Below are 23,417 nucleotides of genomic sequence, written 5' to 3' on the forward strand. Positions count from 1 at the left end.
GAGCTTCATGCATTCTCTCCCCAGGAAGTGATTGCTGCCTGAGGCAGCGGGTAATTATACGCTTCCACATCCCGGCAGGTTCCATTTTTTTTCGGGAAGAGCGCCTGTTCAGCCCCCGATTCCCTTCCAGCCCCCGCAACCTCCAACCGCCCGGAACCGCCCACACTGCTGATTCATTTGCGCTTCCAGCCGGCAGGCCAACTGGCTTACCATGCCCGGCGTACGCCAAACATCTGAAAGGAACAGGTTGGATTGTTGCCATGAAAACCATTCGTATCGCTTGCGGGCAGGGCTTCTGGGGCGACTGGCTGGAAGCACCGGTGCGGCTCATCGAAGGCGGACCCGTGGACTACCTCGTGCTTGACTATCTGGCCGAAGTCACCATGTCCATCATGCAGAAGCAGAAGTCCCGGAATCCAAAGGCCGGCTTCGCCACTGACTTCGTGGCCCTGATGGACCGCATCCTGCCGCAGGTTCTGGCAAAAAACGTGCGCGTCATTGCCAACGCCGGGGGCGTCAACCCCCAGGCCTGTGCCGAAGCTGTGCGGATGGTCGCGGCCAAGCATGGACTGGCCGACCAACTGCGGATTGGCATCGTCGCCGGAGACGACATTTTGGGACGCCTCGACGAACTCATGGCGGCCGGTCACACCTTTGAAAATCTCGATACCGGCGAGCCGCTGGCCACCGTCCGCGCACATCTCCAGAGCGCCAACGTCTATTTCGGTGCCCAGCCCATTGCCGAGGCCCTCCGCCAGGGGGCCCAGGTCATCATCACCGGACGCTGCACTGACACTGGACTGGCGCTTGCCCCCTGCATTCACGAGTTTGGATGGGCAGCCGATGACTGGCATCGGCTCGCCGCCGGCACGGTCGCCGGACACATCATCGAGTGTGGAGCGCAGTGCACTGGCGGCAACTGCCTTGTGGACTGGGAGACGACCCCGGACTACGCCAACATCGGCTTTCCCATCATCGAGATGCACGAAGACGGGACGTTTGTCGTCACCAAACACCCCAACACCGGCGGGCGCGTCACCGTGGCCACGGTCAAGGAACAGCTTGTCTATGAAATGGGCGATCCGACGACCTACATCACGCCGGATTGCATTGCCGACTTCACGACGATCCAGCTTGCCCAGGAAGACACCGATCGCGTCCGGGTCTGGGGCATTCAGGGCCGGCCGGCTACGGAGTTTTACAAGGTCTCGGCCAGTTACTTTGCCGGATACAAGGCCGTGGGCAGCCTCATCTACGCCTGGCCGGATGCCTACGCCAAAGCCCGCCGGGCCGATGCCATGCTGCGCCAACGGCTGCACGACCTGGGACTGCACTTTGACGAAATCTGGACGGAATACGTCGGCGCTGGCGCGTGCCACGGTCTGCAACTGGCCGGAGAACCGTCCCGCGACCTGCCGGAAGTCGTCCTGCGGGTGGCTGTCCGCTCCTCTGACCAGGCCAGCGTCGAGCGGTTCACCAAAGAGCTGGCCCCACTGGCCCTCAACGGGCCGCCGACCGTCACGGGCTTTGGCTCCGGGCGCCCGAAAGTCGAGGAAGTCGTCGCCTACTTCCCGACGCTGATTCCCAAAGCCGTCGTCACACCGGATGTTCAGCTTCTGGCCAACGGGTGATGTTCCCGTGCGGCGCCTGGCGCCTGATCGTCGGATGCCGCCCCGCCGGTTATCTTGTCCACTTCGGGCATTACGGAAATCTTCGGGAATTTTTCCGAACCTTGGGAACCCGTCTGTCGTTATAGAAGGCGTCGAAAGACAATGGTATGGAATGAACTGGAAGGTTCGACCATACCGCCACCTTCGGAAAGTTTTTACAGGAGTTCCTATGCGTTTCTTCGGAAAGACATTCATCCTTGGTCTCACCCTGACGGCCCTGCTTGGCGTTTCCGCTCTGGCAGGCGAAGTGACCAAAACCCTGACGCTCAACCGGGATGTATCGGTCAACGGCACCGTCGTGAAAAAGGGCACCTACAAGGTGAAGATCAACAAGGAAACTGGCGAAATGACGATCCTCAACGGCAAGGAAGTCATTGCCAGGACAACAGTTAGCCTTACCACCGATGAGCGTAAGGCAAACGGTGATGAAATTGCGCTCACCCAGAATGGTGACACCAACGTGCTCAAGAGCATCAAGTTCGATGGCTCACGTGAGCGCTTCAGCGTGACGAGCGCCCAGGCAGCTCCCAATCAATAAGCCTGGGTACAATACGAAGCCTCTTCTGCTCAACAGAAAGCGCAAACGCCCGGTCTTCCGGGCGTTTTTTTCTTTTTTGCAAGTAAAGCTTAGCCAGTTTGTAATGTTTTTCTTACTGGGATATATACTCAGTCTTTCCGTTTTTTGGACGCGATTGCACAAGCTATTTTGGCAGCAGTTTGGGCATTTCGCTTCAACAGTTTGACATTGGCATCCAGGCTTTTGCCATCCGTCAATGAACTCACCTGCGCCAGCAGGTAGGGTGTGACGGACGCCCCCCGGATGCCCAGGGCTTCAGCGCGTGACAGGGCCGCCTCGATGGCGACCTCGACACCGGGGACTTCCTCCGGCGGCGGCTGCACCACAACAACGCCCCCTCCCCCCCAGGCACGCTCCACCTGCCACAGACGCGCCAGGTCATCCAGACATTCAAAAGTAAAGCCCAGCCGCCGCCCGCTGCGCGCCGTGTAGAAGGCCGGAAATTCCGCACACTGCCACCCCACAACCGGCACACCATGGGTTTCCAGCCACTCCAGGGTGGCCGGTATGTCCAAAATGGCTTTGGCTCCGGCGCAGACCACCAGCACCGGATACCGGGCGAGGGCGGTCAGGTCGCTGCTGATGTCCCAGCTCTGGGCAGCACCGCGATGAACCCCGCCAATCCCGCCGGTGGCCATGACCTCGATGCCGGCCAGGGCAGCCACCCGTGCGGTTGCCCCGACGGTCGTAGCCCCGTCCCAGCCCAAAGCCACGGCCGCCGCCAGATCACGCGCCCCCAGCTTGGCCACCGTTTGTTTATTGGGCGATACATCTCCCTCAGCAGAGGGCGTATCACAACACGCAGATTCACCAAATTGCATTATCAGACACTTGTCCATCCCCACCACCACCCGCCCCCCGACTACGCCCACTGTCGCCGGGACAGCTCCACCAGCGCGCACTTCGGCCTCCATCGCCAAAGCCGTCTCCACATTCACCGGATAGGGCAGCCCGTGGGCAATGACGGTGCTCTCCAACGCCACCACCGGCTGCCCCTGTGCCAGCGCCGTCGCCACTTCCGCCGAAAGCTCAATCCCTTCCGCGTTCATCCGGCCCCTCCGGGTCTATCTGGCTTCCCCGGCGGCCGCCCGCCGGATGGCCTGTCCCGGACGCGCACCGGTCAGCTTGCCATCCTGCAGAACGGCCACTCCACGAACAAACACCGCCTGAATCCCGGTTGGAAAGTGATGGGGATCGTCATAAGTGGCGTTATCCTGAATCGTCCGGTCATCAAACAGCACCAAGTCGGCGATGAAACCTTCCTGAACCAGACCCCGCCGCCCCAGCCGGAACGTCTGCGCCGGCAGGCTCGTCATCTTGCGTACGGCGTCTTCCAGACGGAGTACCCCCAACTCGCGTACAAACCGCCCCAGCACCCGCGCATTGTTGCCATAGCCACGCGGATGCGGTACGCCAAGGCCCAGTTTGCGCACGCCGGCATCAGACGCCACCATCGTGAACGGCTCGCGCATGATGGTGGCCACATCATCTTCCCGCATGGTGTGGTAGATCATCCCGGCCCCGCCCTGCTCATACATCACCAGGATTTGCTCGGTCTGGGCATCCAGGTCATCCGTGCCCTGGGCCAGGCGCGTCACTTCCACGAGATTTTTGCCGTTGTAGTCCACATTTGCGCCGTAAAACGCCACCACGGCATAGCTGAAATCCTCGCGGGTCTTGGCCTTCAGGTTGGCTTTGAGTTCCTCTTTGACCTGCGCCCGGAGCGTGGCATCCGCAAGGCGACGGAGCGCCTCTTCGCGCCCACCGGCCAGCACCCAGTCCGGCAGCAGGCTCTCCAGCGAAGTCGAAGACGCTGTGTAAGCGTACTGATCCACTGTCACTTCCAGCCCCCGGGCGCGTGCTGCCCGGATCAGTTCCAGTGCGCGGTCAGCCTGCCCCCACAGCCGGGGCGTGGCCACCTTGAGGTGGGAGATGTCCACCGGCAGACCGGCCCGCTCACCAATGGTGATGGCTTCCGCAATGGCTTCCAGCACACCATTGCCTTCATTGCGCATGTGGGTTACGTACAACCCGCCAGCCGCCGCGACAACTTCCGCCAGCGCGACGATTTCATCCGTTTTGGCGAAACTCCCCGGAACGTAGATCAGTCCCGTGGAAAGCCCCACTGCGCCATCGTCCATGGCCTTGGCCACGAGACGTTTCATTGCAGCCAGTTCTTCGGAGGTCGGCTCGCGGTTGGCATAGTTCATCACGGCCGCCCGGACTGAACCGTGCGCAATGAGCGTTGCCAGGTTGACCGTCAACGGTGTTTCTTTGTAGCCCCCCAGAAATGCTCCGACATCCGTCACCGAACTCCCACAGTTTCCGGTCACAAGCGTCGTCACGCCCATGCGGATGAAGTTTTCGGCTTCCGGGTAGCGGAAGATGTCTTCCACGTGGGCATGGACATCAATAAAGCCCGGCGCAAGGATGTGTCCCTTGGCATCCACTACTGTCGTGGCCCGGCCGGGCAACTTGCGCCCCACGCGCACGATGTAACCATCTTTGATGGCCACCTCGGCCCGAAACCAGGGATTGCCCGTGCCGTCCACAACGCGGGCGTTCGTGATAAGCACATCGTAGGTTTCAAACGACGTGGGCACTGGCGTTTTTTCAGGGGCTTTTTCAGGGGCCGTTTCCGCGGGTTTTTGCGCCACAGCCCAGTGGCTGGCTACAAACCACCAGATAACCAGCCACCACAGGCGTCGTTGCGACCAGATCATGTATCCAGCTCAATGGGAAGTTTCCGAATCCGCTTCCCGGTCAGAGCGAACAGGGCATTACAAACGGCTGGGGCCACGGGCGGCAGCGCCGGTTCGCCGGCACCTGACGGAGACTCGCTGCTGGGAATGAGATGGACTTCGACGCGGGGCATTTCGGCCATCCGCAACAGCGGATAATCATTGAAATTGGACTGCACGACCCGTCCCTGCTCGACCGTGATCGCGCCGTACAGCGCCGCACTCAGGGCAAAGGCGATACTACCCTCGATCTGCGCCTCGACCTGGCTTGGGTTGACCACCGTACCGACATCCATGGCGCAGACAATCCGGTGAACACGCGGCAGGTCATCCTCAACGGACACTTCCGCAACCTGGGCGCAAAACGCGCCGAAGGAAAAATGGGACGCCACGCCACGGGCGCGCCCCCTGGGCAAGGGCTGCCCCCACCCGGCTGCTTTTGCCGCAACTTCCAGTACCCGCTTCAAACGCGGTGCTTTCCCCAGCCGCACCAGCCGGAACTCGACCGGATCGGCTTTGGCCGCATGGGCCAACTCATCCATCCACGATTCCTGCACAAAGGCATTCTGCGAATCGAACACCGCGCGCCAGAACCCAATCGGCACGGCGGTGTTGGCGCGGACATACTCCGCCCGAAAATTCGGCAGTTCGTAGGCTGTTGTGGTGATACCAGCCATGGCCCCCGGATCGACGCCTTTGCCCCCGTCCGGCTGGCGTTGCCCCCGAATGGATGGGGCCACCAGCCGATGCAGTACGGCCACCGGCTGTCCGTTTTCGGCCAGGCCGGCTTTGACCACGTGCAGGCTGGCCGGGCGATACCAGCCGTGCTGCATGTCTTCCTCGCGCGTCCACGTCACCTGCACCGGGACACCATTGAGCCGCCTGGCGACTTCAACGGCATCCGCCGCATAGTCGGCTTCAATCCGCCGCCCGAAACCGCCGCCGAGCAGGGTGACGTGAATTTTGATGCGCCCGGCATCCAGCCCGGTAATGCGTCGGGCTTCATCCATAACAAAGTTCGGGAACTGCGTTGGGGCCCAGATTTCACAACCTTCGGCGCTGACCCGCGCCGTACAGTTTTGCGGCTCAAGGGTGGCATGGTGCAGGTACGGCACTTCATAAACGGCTTCAAGCTGTTTTGCGGCTGAAGCAAATGCCTTGTCGAAGTCTCCGTCCTGCCGGGCGACATCCCCCGGCGACGTGGATTTCTCAATGAACATGGCGCGAATGTCCGCACTGGACAACTTCGCATGGGGGCCGTCGTCCCAGGTGATGCGGAGTTTTTTCGCGCCTTCAAAAGCCGCCCAGGTGTTGGTGGCCACAACGGCCACCCCCCGGTCCGTCACAAAGACCTGTTCAACGCCCGGCACCCGTTTGGCTTCAGTGTCCTCGACCTGCCTGACCTTGCCGCCAAAAACCGGAGGATGCACCATCGTGGCAAAACGCATCCCCGGCAGGCGCACATCCATGCCATAGACGGCCTTGCCGGTGACAATGTCCGGGTTGTCGTAGCGCGGCACACGCCGCCCGATGAGCTTGAAATCCTTGGGGTCTTTGAGTTTGACCGCCTTGGGATCAGGAACGGGAAGGTTGGCGGCATCAGCGACGAGTTCGCCGTAGCTGAGTTTTTTCGTCGCATCCGAAGGATGCAACACAAAGCCAGCTTCCGTCCGACAGGCATCGGCCGGGACATTCCAGCGGCGGGCGGCCGCCTCGACCAGCATGGCGCGCGCTGTGGCGCCGGTCCGTCGCAGCGGCTCCCAGGCTCCCCGCAGGCTGCCGCTCCCGCCGGTGCCCTGAAATCCATAGCGCGACGGATCAAACGATGCCGTCTCCACGGTGACCTGCGACCAGTCAGCGTCTAGTTCTTCGGCCACCAGCATGGGCAGGCTGGTACGTACGCCCTGCCCCATTTCGGTCTTGTTGACAGTGACGAGAATGCGCCCATCAGGGCGAATGGTCACGAAGGCATTGGGAGCGAGCACCGGGGCGGTGGAATCCGCCGCCCGCACCCCGTTCGACTCGACGTGGCAGCCAAGTGTCAAAGCCACACCGGTCAGCGTCGCCCCGGCCAGAAACTCGCGTCGGGAAAGGTTGACAATCAGCGTCATGACCGTTTTTCCCCTTTCTGCAACGTGGCGGCGCGCTGTACGGCGGCCCGGATGCGCTGGTACGTCCCACACCGGCAGAGATTCCCGGCCAGGGCGCTGGCAATGTCTTCTTCGGTAGGCTTGGGCTTGGCCGCCAGCAGGGCCGCCGCAGCCATCATCTGGCCGGGCTGGCAGTAGCCGCACTGGGCGACATCTTCGAGCTTCCACGCCTGCTGGACGGGATGCGTTCCATCCGGCGACAGCCCCTCGATGGTTGTAACGCGCTTGCCTTCAACCCGTGACAGCGGCAGCGTGCACGACCGCACGGCAACACCGTCCAGGTGGACGGTACAGGCTCCGCAGAGACCGGCACCGCAGCCGTATTTTGTTCCGGTCAAACCCAGGACATCACGCAGCACCCACAGCAGGGGCATTTCGGGCGGCGCGTCACAGGTTTGTTTCGTACCATTGATCGTCACCGTGGTCGGCATACCCAGTACCTCAATCTGATGCAGTCAGGTCAGACGCGCGCGCAACGCATCCTAACGTCGGCTTTTACGCTACCGAACCCGAAAAAACAACGCGAAATGTCACAGGGCAAAGTTCAGGAAAGACAATTCACCGCATCCGAAAAGTGTGCTAAGTAACTAGGCGCACTCTGCGCCTCACGACCGTTGTCCTCAAGCCAGCCTCAGCCCTCAACAGTCATTCCTGGAATCTGTCTATGTCAGAGCAATCTGTTCCGCCATCTTCCCGCAGGCCACCGGTTCAAGTGCCGCCCGGCCGCTCCCAATCGCCCTACTTCCCGGAGTCCGGGCCAGCCGGGGCCAGCTTTGGCGAGCAGTTTTCCGGGCCGGGGGGCGTGGGGCGCGTCAACTATGCCGCACCTGGTCAGGCAGCCAGTCCCTACGCCGCGGGTTATGCCAGCGCCTCCAAGCCCTGGTGGCAGAAGGTTTCACGCCGGGGCTGGATCATTGGCGGGGCAGCCGCCGGGGCTGTGACTATCGGCGGTGTCGCGGCCCTTGTCGCCCTGCTCAGCGAGGAGGAAATTGACACCGATTCGCTTGAACTCCAGAAAAAAAGTGGCTGGAACATCGGTTCGGAAAACCGTCCGCTGACCTTCAGCGTTCCGACAACGCAACTTGATTCCCGAAACAGCCAGGCCTGGCAGAAGTATCTCGATTCGAACGCCATGCTGGCAGCGTTTGAGCCGCGCGGCAAATGGCAGCCGTATTTTGTGCCGACCCTGATTCAGTCCCTTCAGGCGGAGTCACTCAGAAGCCAGCTCAAGCCCATCTTTGGCCCAAGTATGGATGCCAGCTACGGGCGCGGACAGGCGCTGGCCGAAGACATCCTCGCCAATGCTGCCAACCCTGGCGAAACGGCGATTATTGTGGACCTCATCGGGCGCGACAGCATTGCCTACGGAGCCGGGTTGGCCTCCCACGGACGCCTGATTACGACGTTTGATAACTATCCGCACCCACTTGGGGTTGTCCCGTCGCATGAAACTCTGGCGGCGATGCTCTATTACGCTGACGAAATTGCCGCCAAACAGGCGACCCTCCCGGAACATGCCCCGCCGGTCTTTCTGCTCGACGCCTACCGGCTCAACGATTACAAGGATGCTGACAACCAGTTTGACAACCGCTATCTGGCCAAGGTCCCGCCAGCGGCCAAGCTCACTGAAGCCGGAATCAAGCACATCATCTACGTGACGCCGGACAGTTCCCGGAAGGTGGAGATGGACGACCTCAACGAGGATTTCGTGGACTACAAAAACGCCGGCATCAGTGTGGCCATCCTGCCGGCCAGCGAGTTCATGCCTGCCCCGAACCAAAGCGCGGGTACCAGTCGTCCCCGGTACTACTACGGTGGGCACCCGATGGGCAGTGTGTGGTTCTTCTATTCGTACCCCTACTATGTTCCCTCGCCGGTCTATGTCAGCCGTACGCCTTACTACCGCATGGTCTCTCCGGCGACGAACCCGATGGTCTCGCGTGTGCCAAGCTACACGCCGGCTCCGCGGCAGACCATGTTTTCATCCTCACGGATAGGGGGCGCGCGGGGCATTGGACGCAGCAAGCCAAGCGGGTTTGGTCGCAGTACGGTGCGGGTGGGCTCCGGCGGACGGATTACTGGTACCCGCGCCGGCCGCTCCGGCTCGTTTGGGCGTGGCGGCTTCGGCTTCGGATGATGACACAGGCTGTCTGTCAGGGATGCTTTGCCTTGGGTAGGTCAACCGGATGAGCACACCAACCGACGGGCTTTTTCTCCAGAGTGACGGGAAGCACGGCATCTGTGTGGATGCGACCGGTGCGCCGGGTATGCTGGCGCCGGCACTCTCGGACCTGCTGGCCGCGCTGCGCGAAACGGACGAAGACCTCCCCGATTGCCTGCGCCAGATTGGACAGAACTGGGGCGAACGGATGGTTGCACGCTTTCCGGCACTCCTGGCCGAGCGTACCGGACGGACGCTGCCACTGGCGCAAGCCCCCGTTGAACCCTTTCTTGGCTTGTGCTGCGACTACCTGCAGGCGCATGGATTTGGGCGGTGCGACTTCGTCGCGCAGGAACCGACCCTGACCATCCACATTCAGGATGGGCAACCTGATGCCCTCCCGCTTCTGGCAGGCTTTTTTGAAGCCCTCATTTCCACGGTTGCTGACCTGCCGGTGCAGTGCCGGCCAGCCGCTGAAAACGGTCATCATCTGTGCCTGGAAGTCTTCCAGCCGGCCGATGCCCTTGAAAACTGACCTGTTGACCGTGGGCGTTTCTGCCTTATACTACCTAGCATGGTGCGTGTGTTCCGTTCCCGTTGGTCAGTTCTGGTAACAATGCTGGCGCTGTCAGCGGTATGCGTGACACCGCTGGCCTGCGTGCTGAACTGCCTGATGGGTGGCTGCATGCATGCGGCTCAGGCGCAAACCCAACCGGCAACGGCCCACATTGCCCTGTTCGGCGGCGGCGCTGTTGCCACAGCGATACCAGCCACACCGGACACGCTCCTCCGCACGCCGGCCACACCCCGGTCAAAACACCTCTGCTGCGCAGTCAGGAAGCAGAATCGGCTCCCGCAGCCGGTGGCTGGAGCATCGGCAATGCCAGCCACACCGGCATCAGGCGCACTGGCAGCGAAAGCCGCTTCCGGGCAGTCAATGCTTCGTCTGGAAACAAGCGGACTGACGGCCGGAAACACGGCAGCCCTCGTTGGCGCTGATGATGCGTGTTGCGGCTGCCACCATGCCGAAACGCCAGACCGGTTCACGGTGGCGTCGCTCTTTACTTTTGAGGCACCGCTGGCCGCAACGACCTGCCTGCCGGTTCGCCTTCCCGTTGTCCGGCGTCCCACGGCTTCACAGCCGCCGGTGGTCGTGGCGTACCAGCCTTCTCGCCGGGACACCTATCTCAGGTGCTGTGTCTTCAGGATTTAGTCTTCGGAAGTGGGTTGACCTTCGCTTTGATGGCTTATGCGCTCCACGATGAGCGCTTGGACTTCACACTTTCGTTGACACAAAAAGGAGACACATCATGCTGAAAGTTATCGTTCCAGCCCTGTTCCTCATGACCACGTTCTTCGGCGGTGACCTGGCCACGGCCAAGACCCCGAAGGCCACGAAGAAAGCCCCGGCCGCCTGCTGCGCCACAAAGAAGAAAGAAACGGCTTCCTGCTGTGCCAAGCTCAACTGCTGCGCCGATCGGGACTGCGGCATGGGTGCGGACTGCTGTGCGCCCGGCAGCGACTGCTGCGTGGATGGGCAGTGCACCGCTGGCAAGAAGGCCAAGAAGACAGCCCGCTGAACCGGCCGGCATCCGCAACCGAGCCTTTCGTGTTCACCTCTTTTCCACGCGCGGGGGCGCTCCCCGCGCGTTTTGTCTTGTTGCACACCGCCTGTTCGGGCCAACAAGCCGGAAAGCGCCGCTAGGCCAAACGGGCTTCCGAGCCGGCAAAGGCCACAAGACAGCCTTGAAGGTCTGGCGGTAGCGGCGACACAAAACGCATCGGCTGCGCCGATACGGGATGCACAAATGCCAGATGCGCCGCGTGGAGAAACTGCCTTCCCAACCGCTCGACGGCCTGACGCTGGGACGGATGGCGCAGTTGCCGGTCACACCCTAAACCGTAGAGCGGATCGCCCACGACCGGATGCCGGATGTGGGCGCAGTGAACCCGAATCTGGTGTGTCCGCCCGGTCTCAATCCGTACCTCAAGCAGTGTCACCGGCCCAAACCGCTGCCGAACCACGTAGTGGGAACGCGCCGGACGTCCGCCCGGGTCCACTGTCATCTTCAGGCGGTGTTTGCGGTCACGGGCAATGGGGGCGTCAATTGTGCCGGTCCCGACGACATCGCCGTGAACCAGCGCCAGGTAGCCCTTTTCAACCGTGCGGGCGCGAAACTGCCCGGCGAGGTGTTCCAACGCCGCGTCAGTTTTGGCGACGACCATCAGACCCGAAGTATCCCGGTCGAGCCGGTGTACAATTCCCGGACGCAACGGCTCAGCCCCCGGCCGCTGGTGGCCGAAGTGAAACGCCAGCGCATTGGCCAGTGTCCCGTGCATCACGCCTGCCGCCGGATGGACGACCTGCCCGGCGGGTTTTTCCAGCACCAGGATCGCTTCATCTTCAAATCGAATCGTGAGCGGCAAGTCTTCCGGTACAAGGTCCGTTGTCACCGGCGCTGGAACATCCGCCTCAATTTCATCGCCCGGCCCCACGCGGTAACTTGCGCGCCGCACCTGTCCGTTGACCCGTACTTCGCCGTCGGCAATGGCTCGCTGGATGCGCGCCCGGCTGACGGCCAGAACCTCGGCCAGAAACACATCGAGCCGGAGACCGGCAGATGCCTCCGGCACCCGACACAGCACTGTCTCGGCTGCCGACAGGTCCAAGGCGCTGACAGTGGAAGGGTCTGCATCCATTACGGGAAGCTCAAACCCGGAAGGAGTTTGGCGATCTCCTGAAATGTTTTCTGAAGCCAATCGCCGAATTGTTCGGTGGGCAAATCCTCGGCGTAGGAAACATGATAGACCACACCATTTGGCGTTGGTTTGCACTCTCCACCCAGAAGCTTGGTACGTTCTTCGCGTAGCCGGGGCGATTCGCCAATCTCGTAAAGGTCAACCGATGTCATCAGATCATAGACCGGCTTGCGCTGCAAAATGATAACCAGCGGAAAGGTGCGCTGTGACACCAGATACCGAAAGGTAAGGTCATAACGGTGCATGAGCAACTCTTCCTGATTGCTGTGCCCCTCGGTGATGTGCACGCGCCTTGGGTCCAGCCCATGGACAAACTGCTGCATGACTTTTTTGCGCTCATTGAACAGCTTGAAATACTGCACGGCAGTACGCCGCTTGAGGGTTGGAGAAGGGGGCGTCACCAACGACGGAACAGCCGAAGGCGTCAGACTCCGCCCAACCGGTGACGCCGTTCCGCCCGGCGGCGGCTCCGCTGCCTGGGGCGGAGGTGGCAGGCGGGTGCTGCTTTTCTCCAGGTCCAGAATGAACCCGACATCGTCACCGGCGGCTGCCGCCGGGGGTGGCACCGAGGCAGGTGACTTTGCCGGTTCCATCTCCATCAGTCCCAGAAAGTGTGTTGCGGAAGGGTCCACGAGCACTGTGTGTGTAGCCTCCACCTTGATCGTCCCAGAGAGGGATTCCACCTCTGTACGGGACGTGGCCGGAGGCGATACACCAGCCTGGGACGGCCGGATAGCCTCCACTTCGGCCGGAGCAACAACGACCGTTGGAGGAATGAAGGTATCCGTCACGGAAGGGTTCGGCGCAGCTTCCACTTGCTCAGGCGGAGCGGCTGCTGGCGACACAATGACGGTCGGAGGAATAACCGTGTCAGGTTCCGGCGGCGGCTTCTGACGCTGCGATTTGAGTGTTGGCGGATCGTCTATCTGGACGGCCGCTTCCGACCACGCCGCGATTTCAGGCGCACCGGCTGGCGCTGAGGCGGACAGCCTGCCCGATGAAGGGGACTCCGCAACGGGAAACTGTGGCGTAAAAAGCTGCACCCGTTCCTGTTCGCTCATCCGGGCGGTCACTTCCGCATCTGCGGGCACAGCCACCGGCTCTGGAAGGGGTACCAGCGGCAACCCGTGATAGGGACAAAACCGCTTGCCGTCATCCCAGGGGTTTTCACACTTTGGACAGGCTTTCATGAGGGTATCCACTCTCTTGCCGGTGCCGGCCGTCCAGCATAGACGCGGCCGGCACCAGGCGAGACTAAGCACTCAACGAGTGGGTATCTGTCCCAGAGTTACATCCAGCGGCGGGTGATTCGGTACGAGATCACAGAGATAACGTTCAACGACCCGGCCATCGCCGTCAATCAGAAATTGCGCTGGGAGTGGCACACCCAAAGCGGCTCCCGTGCCATAGCCCTTGAAGACCACCCACTCCGGGTCACTGAGCAACGGGTAGGGCAACGCCAAATCCCCGGCGATGAGCTTGGACGTTGGCACATCCGTTGTGGTCACAACCACCACTTCGGCTCCCCGTTCCTGAAAAGCTGGGTATTGTTCGCGCAACTCGACCAGTCGCGGATAGCAGAACGGTCAGATGAATCCCCGGTCCACGATGCGGGTCAGGTAGAGCAGACACCACCGGGGCGCCACCGCCGACAGCGTAAAGGGCTGCCCGTGAATATCGGGCAATGTAAAGTCAGGCGCCAGTTGCCCCAGTTCCACAACCGACCGGCTCGGATAGGGAATGAAGTTTCCCTTGAAAGGCAGCTCCAGCAGCTTGGCAAGGTTCACAGCCTGTCCCCCTCGTCAATGTCCTTATTCGTCACTGCCACCTTCGGGATGGAAGCCACGGGTTTTCCGGCTCTTGTAGGCTTCGCCGTACAACTTCAGCCGCGTCCGCAGGCTTGCCAAACGCTCACTGTAGTTCGGATAGCGCCGGATGAGTTTTTCGAGGTTGACCATGTACCACGGTCCGAACATCTCGCGCAGTTCCGGCAAGAACGGCTCCAGTTTGGTAAACACGGCAAAACATTCCGTGTTGGTGTCAAAAAACAAGGCTTCGTCCAGCGTTCCGTGGTTGACCAGCGCGGCGGCCATGTCCCAGTACGTCGTCACCTGCCGCCAGTAAGCGCCATACACCGGGTTGCGCTTGTCAAACAGCAGGTCTTTGATGTCTTGGGCCGATTCCGGGAAAAACTTGAAAGCCACGAAATCCCGCGCCTCGCGCATTACCGGGTCACGGCGCAGTTCGTAGAGTTTCAGAATCAGTTGCGCGTCTTCATGGGTCGCCATGCCACAGCCTCGTGGTTGATAGGAAGAAATGTCTGTCGCCGGCACTGTATCACAGCCAGTGCGAAACGGTGGGCGCGAAAGTGCGGCGTCCGGCCCGGTGCGCTGGCCCCCAACGCCCTGTCAGCCCCGGAAGCACTGCCAAACTTCTGTAGCTTTCATTCAGAACAAGCTTTACACTTTGGCGGTTGTACCTTGTGCCAGCCCCACCTGCCTGATGTCGGTTTACGACTGCGTACCACCTGGCTATATCGTGGCTGCCGAAGTGTACCGCAGCACCCGGACCCTGGTGCTGCGGGCACAGCGGGCGGACACGGGCGCGGCTGTCGTTCTCAAAACGACGGCCGAAGCCATGCCGCCGGCCGCCCTGATGCAACGCTACGACCACGAGTGGAACCTGCTTTCCTCGCTGGCCGCCCAGGCCGGGGAATGTTCCAGCATCATCTGCGCCCATGAACTGACGCGCGTCGGACATCGCCCCGTCCTCATTGTCGAAGACTTCGGCGGACAAGCGCTGCGCCACCTGGTGGCCTCATACACACATCTGCCGTTGACCGAACGGCTTGTCATTGCCATCGGTATCCTGGACGCACTGGAAGTCATCCACGCGCACAACATCCTTCACAAGGATGTGAATCCCTCAAATATCGTCGTCAATCGCACCACCGGGCAGGTCAAACTCATTGACTTCGGCATTGCCGTCCGCAGCCGTCGCTTCGCAGTCCGGCATACCGCAACAGATATGTTCTAGGGCACGCTCGACTACCTCGCGCCGGAGCAGACCGGCCGCATGAGTTGCCCGATTGATGCGCGCGCCGACCTGTACGCTTTCGGCGTGCTGCTCTACGAGTTGCTGACCGGCACCCTGCCGTTTCGGGCGCACGACCCACTGGAAATCATCCATGCGCACCTGGCGCTCGTGCTGCCGCCCGTCCAGCAGCGCACTCCCCAGATACCGGCGCCCCTCTCCGACATCGTGGCCAAGCTTCTGGCCAAATCTCCCGACGACCGCTACCAGACGGCTGCCGGCGTCCGGGCCGACCTGCTTGAGTGTCAGCGCCAGCTCACCGGCGACGGTCAGCACCCGCCACCCACCATTGATCCCTTTCCGCTGGGACGGCATGACGCCCGCACCTTTGTCATCCCCAAACGGCTGTATGGACGCGGGCGCGAAGTTGCCCTCCTGCGGGAAGCCTTCGACCGCATCAGCCAGACCGGATGTGAAATGGTTCTCGTCACCGGGCCTTCCGGGATTGGGAAAACCGCCCTCATTGCCGAACTGCACGTGCCCGTCACGGCGCGGCGCAGTTTTTTCATTACCGGCAAATATGAGCAGTTGCGGGGAAGCACCCCCTATTCGGGGTTGGGACTGGCGCTCCGGCAGCTTGTCCGGCAACTGCTGGCGCGCAGTGACGCCGAACTCCAAAGCTGGCGGGAAGCCATCCGCACGGCCCTTGGCGCATCCGCCGCCATGCTGTTGCCGATTGTTCCCGATCTGGCACTCATCGTGGGCGAGACTATGCCGGTGTATGAAATCTCCGGGATGGAAGCCTGCCACCGCCTGGAGCGCGCCTTTGAAGGGCTGCTGAGTGTTTTTGCCGCCAGACATCACCCGCTGGTGCTGTTCCTGGATGATGTCCAGTGGGCCGATGCGGCCTCACTCGAACTTCTTGCCGCGCTGGCCCGCAACCGGCAGCGGGTACAGGCGCTCATCATTCTGGCCTCCCGTGATCAGGCGGAAAGCACCGGGCATTCACTCACACTGGCCCTGGACACCTTTCGCAGCACGGGCATTCCCCTGACCTACATCCCCCTCAAGCCGCTGGGGCCCGACAGCGTGGAACAGCTTACGGCGGCGGCCATGGGTGCCACGGAGGATGTCGCGGCCGTGGCGGCCATCGTCCATCGCAAAACCGGTGGCAACCCCTTCTTCGTCCGTGAGCTGCTGGAGCGCCTCGCCGCCGATGGCTGGCTGACCTTTCACCCGGGCCAGGGCTGGCGGGCCGACCTGGAAGGCATCGCCACGGCTGCGCTGACGGAAAATGCCGTCACCTTTCTCATCGAAAAACTCCACCGCTGCCCGGCTTCCGTCCAGCAGGTCCTGCATGCCGCCGCCTGTCTTGGCAGCACCTTTGATGTGGCACAGGCCGCGCTGGCGGCGGAAACCGATGTGTCCACCGCACAGGCTGCCCTGGAAGCGGCGGTTGCCGCCGACCTCGTGCTGGGCGAAGCCACCGCCGGGCGTCGGACGGACCGTTTTGCCTTCGTTCATGACGGCGTACAGCAGGCGGCTTACGAACTGGCGCCGGAAGCGGAACGGCGCGCACGCCACTGGCGCATCGGCCGGCGCCTGCTGGCGGCGGCCCACCCCCTCACCCCGGACACTTCGCTGGCCAGCTTCACGACCCGCCTCTTTGACATCGTCAACCACCTCAACCGGGGCCGTGAGCAAGCCACTGCAGAAGAACGTGAAGAACTGGCGCACCTCAACCTGCACGCCGGACGCGCCGCCAAAGCCGCGGCCGCCTTTGCGCCGGCGCTGGAGTATTTGCAGGTTGGGCTGGAACTCCTGCCCCCGGATGCCTGGGAAAACCACTACGAACTCGCCCTGCATCTGCACCTCGAAGCAGCCGAGACAGCCTTTTTCAGCGCCAACCCGAAGGTTGCCCAGACGCTCACGCAGACCGTTTTCCATCATGCCCGGACGCTGCCTGACGCCCTTCTGGCGCATGAAATCGCCATCCTGTCCCACTCGGCCCAGTACCAATTCCACGCGGCGCTGGCCCATGCCCGGACGGTTTTGCAGCAGCTTGGCATTCCACTGCCCGAACACCCGACGCCAGCCGATATTGGCGCCGTCTGGGGACGCCTCGGCCCCCGTATCGCCTCCCTCGACACGGATGCGCCGCTGAACCTGCCGGAAATGCAGGACCATCAGGCGCTGGCGGCCTCCCGTCTGCTGTACCGGATGTCGGTGCCGGCGTTTCTCAGCAACAGCCCGTTGTTTACGCTAGTTGTGTTGTGGCGCGTGGCACTCGTTCTCGAACATGGCCTCAACGACCTGGCGGCCTCGTCCTTTGTGGCACTGGGACTCGTGTTGTGCAGTGGTTTCAACGACCCGGCGCAGGGGTATGCCACGGGGCGCTTTGCCCGCCGCCTGCTCGATCAGCGGCCCACGAGTGAAGCCCGCGCCCGGGCGCTGATTTCCTACTATTTCTTTCTCAGCGTCTGGCGGGAACCGGCCCGGGATTCGATCACGCCGCTCCGCGCGGCCTATCAGGAAGGGGTTGAAACCGGCGACCTGGAGTTTGCTTCGACGGCGCTGCTGGCTGTCACCTGGCTTGGTATCTTCATCGGCCAACCACTCGACAGCCTGGGACGCGATGCCCAAAAGCATAGCGAAGCCATCCGCGCCCTGCGCCAGGAACGCAACTACCGGACGAACAACCTCTGCCTGTCCTACGTCCGCAACCTGCGCACCCGGACAGATGACCCGATGCAGATCACGTGGGGCGAGGGCGACCAGGCCATGGACGATGCCGCCGTAGCAGCCACCGGCGACCAGGGAACCCTTGGCACCCTGGCCTATCTGCGGATGAAGCTTGCCTATCTGTTTGGCGACGACCAGCGGGCCTATGAACAGTCCCTGCTGTGCGAAGCCAACATGACCGGTTTGCAGTCATCCTGCCTCCAGCCGAACGTGTATCTGTTCGGCGCGCTGATCCGGCTGGCCCGGTTGCGCACCGGCCGTGTGGCGGAGCCGGAGGCCGAGGCCATGTGGAACTGGCTCGACGCCGCCCGCCGCCGCATGGCCCGGTGGGCCGGGCTGGCGCCGATGAACTATGGCCAGAAACTTCACCTGATAGACGCGGAACTCCACGCGCTGCGGGGTGACATCGGAGCCGCCCTGGAAGCATACGACCGGGCCATTGCCACGGCGCGTGAAAACGGCTTCATCCACGAGGAAGCCCTGGCCAACGAGTGTGCCGCGCGCTTTTTCCTCGACCAGAAACGCACCAAAATCGCGCGCGCCTATGCCCAGGATGCACGCCGCGCCTATGTCCGGTGGGGGGCGACGGAAAAGGTCCGGTATTTCGATGAGCAGTACGGCGCGCTGCTGACGGAGCCGGACTTCATGCGCTCAACCGGCACCCACGTGGCGCTGACCACCACCAGCATCCCGACCTCCTCGACCAGCGGTGGCGGCTCACTCGATATGGCCAGCGTCATGAAAGCGGCCCGCGTGCTGGCCGGGGAAATCGTCCAGGAACGCCTCCTCGATGCCCTGCTGAGAATTGCCCTGGAAAATGCCGGCGCCACCCGTGGCGTCCTGATGCTCCCCCGGGAAGATGGCCGCTGGTACGTCGAAGCGGAGCGGGATGTCCACCGCGCAGCGCCGGCCACGCCGACGCCGCGCCCGTTGGAAGAAGTTGACGCGCTGCCGTTGAGCATCATCCACGTCGTCCTGCGCACCGGTGAAGGTATTTTCCTCGAAGATGCCACGGAATCCCCGGATTTCAGCCAGGACCCTTACGTTCAGTCCGTCGGGTTGCGGTCAGCGCTCTGCCTCCCGGCCCGGCATCGGGGGCAGGTACGCGCCCTGCTCTACCTGGAAAACCGCGCCGTCGCCAATGTCTTTCATGCCCAACGCCGCGAAGCCCTGACGATTCTCACCGCCCAGGCCGCGGTCTCGCTGGAAAATGCCCGTCTTTATGCCAACCTCGAGGAAAAGGTCCGGCAGCGGACGCAGGAACTGGCTGAAAAAAACCGGCGCCTCGAACAGACCACGACCGAAATCCTGGATGGAATCCGTTATGCCGAGCGCATTCAGCGCGCCATCCTGCCCACACCCGAAGAACTCACCCGGGCCTTTGCCGAGCATTTCGTTCTCTGGCGACCGCGGGACATCGTCTCCGGCGATTTCTACTGGCTGCACTGCTGGTGCACCGCCGGGCGCGAGACACGCTGGCTGGCCGTGGCGGACTGTACAGGCCATGGCGTACCGGGTGCGCTGATGTCCATGATTGGGAATGAACTGCTCAACCAGATTGTCATTGAACGGGGCATCGAGTCGCCGGCGGCGATTCTGGAAGCCCTTGATACCGGCATCCGTACGGCATTGCGTCATGACGCGCGTCAGGATGCGCAGCGCGATGGCATGGACGTTGTGCTGTGCCGGCTTGAACCAGACGGCATTGTGACCTTTGCCGGGGCCGGGCGTCCGCTGTACGTCGTGGAACAGGGGCTTTTGCGCGAGATACGCGGCGACCGGGGCGGTGTCGGGAGCAGCAAACGGCAGCGTCTTTTCACCGGGCACCGCCTCCACCTGCCTCCCGGCGCGATGTTGTATCTGAGTTCGGATGGTTTTGCCGACCAGAACAATCCCCGGGGACAGCGTTACGGGTCTTCGGCGCTCAAACAAACGCTTCAGGAAGTGGCTTCCCAGGCGCTTCCTTTGCAGCAGCGGCACCTCGAATGGTGTTTTGACACGCACCGCAGCGGCGAGCCACAGCGGGATGATGTCACGCTGGTTGGCATCCGCATCTCGTAAGAGTTCGGGTCATGGCAGGACTGTGCGCTTTGGGATTGGAAATCGTTGCTCAGGGTTCTTCAGCTTCGAGGCGCTGCAAGAATCGCTCAACTGCTGATTTCAGGGCCGGTATGTCACGCTGCACGGTATGCCAAACAACGTCGGTGTCTATCTCGAAGTAACCATGCACCAGGACGTTGCGCATACCGATGATTTTGGTCCAGGGAATCTCAGCCGCCAGCATCCGAACCTCTTCTGGCAAGGCGCGGGCTGCCTCACCAATGATTTGAAGATGCCGAAGAAACCACGTTTTTGACATACTCCCCTGCCTAAAGGCAGGGGATTCTTGTTCTTGGTTCTGCGAGCGCACTTACTTCATCAGGTTGCCCCTCTAAAGCAGCGGTGCATCTCTCCCCAAGCGTTCCCTCTTTCGAGGCAGTTCCCTTTTGCCCAAAGGTACTGTTTTGCCACTCCATTCCCAAGATGCTTAGTCCCTTCTTGAGGATGTTCAAAGCCGCATTCTGGTCTCTGTCTGATTCAAATCCACATTTAGGACAACTATGGGTTCTGGTGGATAGGGTTTTTACTACCCTATGCCCACAGTTACTACAGTCCTGTGTGGTGTACTGCGGCGGTACGCTGACTACTGCCTTGTCCCATACCTTACCGTAGTAGTCTAACCACTGGGTGAACTGCGACCAGCTAGCATCATGAATGGATTTGGCAAGATGATGGTTCTTGACCAGGTTCTTCACCTGCAAGTCTTCGTACACCACGACATCGTGAGATGCCACCACGCACCGAGCTAACTTAATCACCCAGTCTTTACGCTGGCGTTGGACTTTCAGATGTGCTTTGCCTAGTCTTTTCTTTTGCTTGTGGTAGTTCTTAGATTGAGGTTTCGCCCCTTTCTTGAACTTCCTACTCAACCTGCGCTGGTGGCGCTTTAGCCGCTTCTCTGCTTTCCGCAGATACTTAGGACACTCTACAGGGTTGCCGTTCTGGTCGGTGTAGAAAGCCCTTTAAGCCCAAGTCAATGCCAATAACATTGCCTGTGTATGCTCCCTGCTCTTTGCGCTCCACATCCAAGCAGAACTGGGCATAGTACCCATCTGCCCTGCGTATCACCCGCACCCGATTGATTTTGGAGTTTAGGATATGGTGTCTTGCCTCACCATTGCAGTACAAGGCGAATGTTCCTGCGTTGAAGCCGTCGGTGAACGTGATGGACATGCCGTCAGGAGACAGCTTCCAGCCGGACAGCTTGTACTCGACCGACCGACAGTTCTTCTTGAACTGCGGATAGCCTTTCTTGACCGCCTTGTTTCTGCAGTTGGTATCGAACCGGGAAATGGAAGCCCAAGCTCGCTCTGCACTTGCCTGCCTTGCCGCTGAGTTTAACTTCCTGACAAAGTCAAACTCTTTGGCCAGGTCTTTGCAATGGGCATAGAGAACAGCTTTGTTGACGCTCTTGTTGTCCATCCAGTACCGCACACATTTGTTTCTGACAAACTGTGCGGTACGGATGGCTTCATCCAGAGCCTGATACTGCTCTGCTGTCCCGTTGAGTAGCTTGGCTTCCATGACTCTCATACTGCTATTTTATCACAGGTTTGGCTTGATAAAACAGCGTGCGCCTTATATCCCTGCCCTAAAGTGCAGGGCTTTACGGCGTTTTTTCGGTAAGAGTTCATCTTGCTCAAATGGTTTCCTGTTCGCGATCCGCATAGCGCTCAATGGCAGCAAGGGATGTCAGTATGTCGCGCAGTCGCTCTCTCTCTGCTATCCCTCATACGGGCACGGCCTCCTGAAGGACGCGCTCCCGAATGCGTGACTTCAAGTCTCGTTCCGTCACCACATCCACGCGGCAACCCAAAAGCTGCTCCAGGTCATACTGGAGCCCTCCGAGATCAAAAAGCGACCGTCCGGTTTCCAACTCCGGTCCATGTAATCGAGGAAGCGGACGATGGCGGTTTGTTCGGGGAGGGGGGGAACGGGGACATAGAACGACCCAAGTCGCCCCTCGGCAATTGCCGGGTAAGCTGTGCCAACCGATTCGGCAGTTACACGATCAGTGAAAGTATTGCTCTGCACCAAGTAGCTCACGTATTTCGGCTGTGTGCTGGGTCCTGGCGTCAAAACAGCAAAGCCGGTCGAACACACTAGAGCCTCTGCGTCTTTGTCCACATAATAGACCGCCTTCAGGTAAGTTCGAACGGTTGAGATAATGGTAACTCCCATATGGAGAACTCGTCTGGCGCGGGAGGGGGCGTTACCAAATCGCAGCCGTTGTGGCTCTCTGGTTAGAAAACCTGTGCCCACCGTACCTATGTCAATGTACCGGAATTCATAGTCAGCAGGAGTAGTGTCTGGCAGGACACTCGCATTTAACCGTACCAACCGTTTGAGCGGCTTGAGTTCCCAATGCTCCGGCACCTGGCCCAGCCACGGGACGCCGGAGTCTTTGTAGGCGGGGTAGGGCTTGAGGCCGTCCATCATCACAGCACCTCGAACCAGCGTTTGATGCGAAGGGCCATGAGCCGGCGTCGCTCGGCAAGGAACGTTTCATAGTCCGGCACCTGGCCGTTGAGCAGACTCTCTGGCAGGCAGTTCTCCTCGAAGTTCTGCCGCAGAACCTCCGGGTCGGTGATGCCGCCGTAGCGCTTCGGGCCGCCGTTCACTTGCTCGGCGATCTCCTTGAAGTAGACTTCCGGTGGCTTGTCGCCAATAGCGATATTGATTTCACTTTGCGCCATGACGAAGTTGGCGATCTGGTTGTACTGGCCACGGCTCAAGCCCTGCTGCTGAAGGTATCGCCGCGGGAAAATGTGGTGCTTGTCGCCGCGGTTGAGCAAGAGATCGCGCACGGTGATGTCCTTGGAGAGGAAACCCTTGTCGCCAAGCCGCGCTTGCGCGGCCAGATAGGCGATGAAGTACGGGGGACTGAGCCGTAGAGGTCTCCATGTGCTGAGGCAACATTCCCGTCCAAAAGCTGTCCGGCAGTTTGGTTGCGATGACGGCGTCGGCATAGCTTCGCAGTCCTTGCGCCTCGATCTGGCGGATGTCGAGGTCAAAGGTCGACTCGGGACCGCTGGTATAGCGGCCGGTAAGGATGGACATCGCATACCAGCGGCGCACCAAGCACTCGATTTCGTCAGGTGGGAGCCCCTCGCACCGGCCGCGCAGGTAGACAATGTAGGCAAAGTTGACCGCGTTGCGGGAAGTGATCAGGTCACTGGTGACAAAGCCGGCCGATCGCAGAATCATGGTCAGGCGATCGAAATGGGTTTTGTTCATGAAGGCGAGAATGCCCGACTTGAGTTTAGCGAAGGACTCCTCAGCAATTGATTCTTCATACTGCTTGGTCTCGAAATTGCGCCCCGATAGTAGCGCCACCAGGTCCTGCAGCTTGCCGCGGCCAAACTCGTAGGTGAACGCCACGCGCAGCATGTCCGTATAGGTGGGGTCGTAGAGGTCGTCGTTGACGTCCTTGAGCCAGCGCATGGCCGGCCAGAACTCGGACCGTACGAAATCCGGATCACC

General features: G+C 61.2%; 21 protein-coding genes and 2 pseudogenes. 8 read left to right on the top strand and 15 right to left on the bottom strand.

What is annotated here, in order from left to right:
* Positions 1-260: 260 nt before the first annotated feature.
* Both CABTHER_RS13395 and CABTHER_RS13400 read left to right on the top strand, forming a co-directional pair.
* Entirely contained in the window at positions 261-1,631 is a 1,371-nt protein-coding gene (locus CABTHER_RS13395; RefSeq protein ID WP_014101202.1) for an acyclic terpene utilization AtuA family protein, read from the top strand.
* 208 nt (positions 1,632-1,839) lie between these two features.
* Positions 1,840-2,208, top strand: a complete 369-nt coding sequence (locus CABTHER_RS13400; RefSeq protein WP_014101203.1) for a hypothetical protein — start codon at positions 1,840-1,842, stop codon at positions 2,206-2,208.
* Positions 2,209-2,336: 128 nt separating this feature from the next.
* Here the strand turns inward: CABTHER_RS13400 and CABTHER_RS13405 are convergent, their stop codons facing one another.
* From CABTHER_RS13405 to CABTHER_RS13420, 4 genes are all read right to left on the bottom strand, one after another.
* Positions 2,337-3,296, bottom strand: a complete 960-nt coding sequence (locus CABTHER_RS13405) for a pseudouridine-5'-phosphate glycosidase (protein WP_014101204.1) — start codon at positions 3,294-3,296, stop codon at positions 2,337-2,339.
* A gap of 15 nt (positions 3,297-3,311) precedes the next feature.
* The gene (locus CABTHER_RS13410; protein ID WP_228374091.1) at positions 3,312-4,850 is read right to left on the bottom strand and encodes an N-acyl-D-amino-acid deacylase family protein; all 1,539 of its coding nucleotides are present in this window, start codon (positions 4,848-4,850) and stop codon (positions 3,312-3,314) included.
* A 116-nt stretch (positions 4,851-4,966) separates the two neighbouring features.
* Positions 4,967-7,099 carry a xanthine dehydrogenase family protein molybdopterin-binding subunit gene (locus tag CABTHER_RS13415; RefSeq protein WP_014101206.1) on the bottom strand — a complete coding sequence of 711 codons (2,133 nt, stop codon included), beginning with the start codon at positions 7,097-7,099 and terminating at the stop codon, positions 4,967-4,969.
* Positions 7,096-7,569 (bottom strand): (2Fe-2S)-binding protein, encoded by a 474-nt coding sequence (locus CABTHER_RS13420; protein WP_014101207.1) that lies wholly within the window; start codon positions 7,567-7,569, stop codon positions 7,096-7,098. Before CABTHER_RS13420 ends, CABTHER_RS13415 begins: the two co-directional genes overlap by 4 nt.
* Positions 7,570-7,802: 233 nt before the next feature.
* Between CABTHER_RS13420 and CABTHER_RS13425 the strand changes: the two genes are divergently transcribed.
* The 4 genes from CABTHER_RS13425 (at position 7,803) to CABTHER_RS13440 (ending at position 10,879) form a co-directional block, all read left to right on the top strand.
* Positions 7,803-9,275: a hypothetical protein gene (locus CABTHER_RS13425; RefSeq protein WP_148264114.1), complete on the top strand. Its 1,473-nt coding sequence runs from the start codon at positions 7,803-7,805 to the stop codon at positions 9,273-9,275.
* Positions 9,276-9,324: 49 nt separating this feature from the next.
* Positions 9,325-9,834 carry a hypothetical protein gene (locus tag CABTHER_RS13430; RefSeq protein WP_014101209.1) on the top strand — a complete coding sequence of 170 codons (510 nt, stop codon included), beginning with the start codon at positions 9,325-9,327 and terminating at the stop codon, positions 9,832-9,834.
* An 81-nt stretch (positions 9,835-9,915) separates the two neighbouring features.
* Positions 9,916-10,512, top strand: a complete 597-nt coding sequence (locus CABTHER_RS13435; RefSeq protein WP_014101210.1) for a hypothetical protein — start codon at positions 9,916-9,918, stop codon at positions 10,510-10,512.
* Between the two features lie 97 nt (positions 10,513-10,609).
* Positions 10,610-10,879, top strand: a complete 270-nt coding sequence (locus tag CABTHER_RS13440) for a hypothetical protein (RefSeq protein ID WP_014101211.1) — start codon at positions 10,610-10,612, stop codon at positions 10,877-10,879.
* Between the two features lie 121 nt (positions 10,880-11,000).
* Here CABTHER_RS13440 and CABTHER_RS13445 read toward each other — a convergent pair whose 3' ends face one another.
* The 5 genes and pseudogenes from CABTHER_RS13445 to CABTHER_RS13460 all read right to left on the bottom strand — a co-directional run bounded on the left by CABTHER_RS13445 (position 11,001) and on the right by CABTHER_RS13460 (position 14,347).
* Positions 11,001-11,999 carry an RluA family pseudouridine synthase gene (locus CABTHER_RS13445; RefSeq protein WP_014101212.1) on the bottom strand — a complete coding sequence of 333 codons (999 nt, stop codon included), beginning with the start codon at positions 11,997-11,999 and terminating at the stop codon, positions 11,001-11,003.
* Positions 11,999-13,249 carry a hypothetical protein gene (locus CABTHER_RS13450; RefSeq protein WP_014101213.1) on the bottom strand — a complete coding sequence of 417 codons (1,251 nt, stop codon included), beginning with the start codon at positions 13,247-13,249 and terminating at the stop codon, positions 11,999-12,001. Before CABTHER_RS13450 ends, CABTHER_RS13445 begins: the two co-directional genes overlap by 1 nt.
* Before the next feature lie 72 nt (positions 13,250-13,321).
* Positions 13,322-13,633: pseudogene (locus CABTHER_RS16215) on the bottom strand (redoxin domain-containing protein); the annotation flags it as partial.
* A 12-nt stretch (positions 13,634-13,645) separates the two neighbouring features.
* The gene (locus CABTHER_RS16220) at positions 13,646-13,846 is read right to left on the bottom strand and encodes an AhpC/TSA family (protein WP_014101215.1); all 201 of its coding nucleotides are present in this window, start codon (positions 13,844-13,846) and stop codon (positions 13,646-13,648) included.
* A gap of 24 nt (positions 13,847-13,870) precedes the next feature.
* The gene (locus CABTHER_RS13460) at positions 13,871-14,347 is read right to left on the bottom strand and encodes a DUF4760 domain-containing protein (protein ID WP_014101216.1); all 477 of its coding nucleotides are present in this window, start codon (positions 14,345-14,347) and stop codon (positions 13,871-13,873) included.
* 214 nt (positions 14,348-14,561) lie between these two features.
* On the opposite strand from CABTHER_RS13460, the pseudogene CABTHER_RS17690 reads away from it, so the two are divergent.
* Positions 14,562-16,049 (top strand): annotated as a pseudogene (locus tag CABTHER_RS17690) (serine/threonine protein kinase); the annotation flags it as partial.
* A gap of 156 nt (positions 16,050-16,205) precedes the next feature.
* Positions 16,206-19,895: a SpoIIE family protein phosphatase gene (locus CABTHER_RS17830; RefSeq protein WP_346732260.1), complete on the top strand. Its 3,690-nt coding sequence runs from the start codon at positions 16,206-16,208 to the stop codon at positions 19,893-19,895.
* Positions 19,896-19,944: 49 nt separating this feature from the next.
* On the opposite strand, the gene CABTHER_RS13475 is transcribed toward CABTHER_RS17830, so the two are convergent.
* From CABTHER_RS13475 to CABTHER_RS17970, 6 genes are all read right to left on the bottom strand, one after another.
* Positions 19,945-20,193 carry a HepT-like ribonuclease domain-containing protein gene (locus CABTHER_RS13475; protein ID WP_014101219.1) on the bottom strand — a complete coding sequence of 83 codons (249 nt, stop codon included), beginning with the start codon at positions 20,191-20,193 and terminating at the stop codon, positions 19,945-19,947.
* Between the two features lie 10 nt (positions 20,194-20,203).
* Positions 20,204-20,845: an RNA-guided endonuclease InsQ/TnpB family protein gene (locus CABTHER_RS17955; RefSeq protein WP_455423217.1), complete on the bottom strand. Its 642-nt coding sequence runs from the start codon at positions 20,843-20,845 to the stop codon at positions 20,204-20,206.
* Positions 20,846-20,849: 4 nt separating this feature from the next.
* Positions 20,850-21,467: an RNA-guided endonuclease InsQ/TnpB family protein gene (locus CABTHER_RS17960; protein ID WP_014101220.1), complete on the bottom strand. Its 618-nt coding sequence runs from the start codon at positions 21,465-21,467 to the stop codon at positions 20,850-20,852.
* 258 nt (positions 21,468-21,725) lie between these two features.
* Positions 21,726-22,373, bottom strand: coding sequence for a restriction endonuclease subunit S (locus tag CABTHER_RS17765; RefSeq protein WP_014101221.1), 648 nt, complete (start codon positions 22,371-22,373; stop codon positions 21,726-21,728).
* Positions 22,373-22,630 carry a hypothetical protein gene (locus CABTHER_RS17965; RefSeq protein ID WP_455423194.1) on the bottom strand — a complete coding sequence of 86 codons (258 nt, stop codon included), beginning with the start codon at positions 22,628-22,630 and terminating at the stop codon, positions 22,373-22,375. The genes CABTHER_RS17765 and CABTHER_RS17965 overlap by 1 nt, the downstream gene beginning before the upstream one ends.
* Positions 22,617-23,378 (bottom strand): hypothetical protein, encoded by a 762-nt coding sequence (locus CABTHER_RS17970; protein WP_455423195.1) that lies wholly within the window; start codon positions 23,376-23,378, stop codon positions 22,617-22,619. Before CABTHER_RS17970 ends, CABTHER_RS17965 begins: the two co-directional genes overlap by 14 nt.
* Positions 23,379-23,417 lie beyond the last annotated feature (39 nt).

This window comes from Chloracidobacterium thermophilum B (assembly GCF_000226295.1).
In the GTDB taxonomy this organism is placed as follows: domain Bacteria; phylum Acidobacteriota; class Blastocatellia; order Chloracidobacteriales; family Chloracidobacteriaceae; genus Chloracidobacterium; species Chloracidobacterium thermophilum.

Bases quoted from the DNA above. Each gene is read 5' to 3' on its own strand.
- CABTHER_RS17830 (WP_346732260.1), top strand. From the start codon at position 16,206: ATGGGTGCCACGGAGGATGTCGCGGCCGTGGCGGCCATCGTCCATCGC.
- CABTHER_RS13440 (WP_014101211.1), top strand. From the start codon at position 10,610: ATGCTGAAAGTTATCGTTCCAGCCCTGTTCCTCATGACCACGTTCTTC.
- CABTHER_RS13445 (WP_014101212.1), bottom strand. From the start codon at position 11,999: ATGGATGCAGACCCTTCCACTGTCAGCGCCTTGGACCTGTCGGCAGCC.
- CABTHER_RS17765 (WP_014101221.1), bottom strand. From the start codon at position 22,373: ATGATGGACGGCCTCAAGCCCTACCCCGCCTACAAAGACTCCGGCGTC.
- CABTHER_RS13460 (WP_014101216.1), bottom strand. From the start codon at position 14,347: ATGGCGACCCATGAAGACGCGCAACTGATTCTGAAACTCTACGAACTG.
- CABTHER_RS13475 (WP_014101219.1), bottom strand. From the start codon at position 20,193: ATGTCAAAAACGTGGTTTCTTCGGCATCTTCAAATCATTGGTGAGGCA.
- CABTHER_RS13425 (WP_148264114.1), top strand. From the start codon at position 7,803: ATGTCAGAGCAATCTGTTCCGCCATCTTCCCGCAGGCCACCGGTTCAA.
- CABTHER_RS13400 (WP_014101203.1), top strand. From the start codon at position 1,840: ATGCGTTTCTTCGGAAAGACATTCATCCTTGGTCTCACCCTGACGGCC.
- CABTHER_RS13435 (WP_014101210.1), top strand. From the start codon at position 9,916: ATGCTGGCGCTGTCAGCGGTATGCGTGACACCGCTGGCCTGCGTGCTG.
- CABTHER_RS13415 (WP_014101206.1), bottom strand. From the start codon at position 7,099: ATGACGCTGATTGTCAACCTTTCCCGACGCGAGTTTCTGGCCGGGGCG.
- CABTHER_RS17960 (WP_014101220.1), bottom strand. From the start codon at position 21,467: ATGAGAGTCATGGAAGCCAAGCTACTCAACGGGACAGCAGAGCAGTAT.
- CABTHER_RS13420 (WP_014101207.1), bottom strand. From the start codon at position 7,569: ATGCCGACCACGGTGACGATCAATGGTACGAAACAAACCTGTGACGCG.
- CABTHER_RS17965 (WP_455423194.1), bottom strand. From the start codon at position 22,630: ATGGCGCAAAGTGAAATCAATATCGCTATTGGCGACAAGCCACCGGAA.
- CABTHER_RS13430 (WP_014101209.1), top strand. From the start codon at position 9,325: ATGAGCACACCAACCGACGGGCTTTTTCTCCAGAGTGACGGGAAGCAC.
- CABTHER_RS13450 (WP_014101213.1), bottom strand. From the start codon at position 13,249: ATGAAAGCCTGTCCAAAGTGTGAAAACCCCTGGGATGACGGCAAGCGG.
- CABTHER_RS13405 (WP_014101204.1), bottom strand. From the start codon at position 3,296: ATGAACGCGGAAGGGATTGAGCTTTCGGCGGAAGTGGCGACGGCGCTG.
- CABTHER_RS13395 (WP_014101202.1), top strand. From the start codon at position 261: ATGAAAACCATTCGTATCGCTTGCGGGCAGGGCTTCTGGGGCGACTGG.
- CABTHER_RS17970 (WP_455423195.1), bottom strand. From the start codon at position 23,378: ATGCGCTGGCTCAAGGACGTCAACGACGACCTCTACGACCCCACCTAT.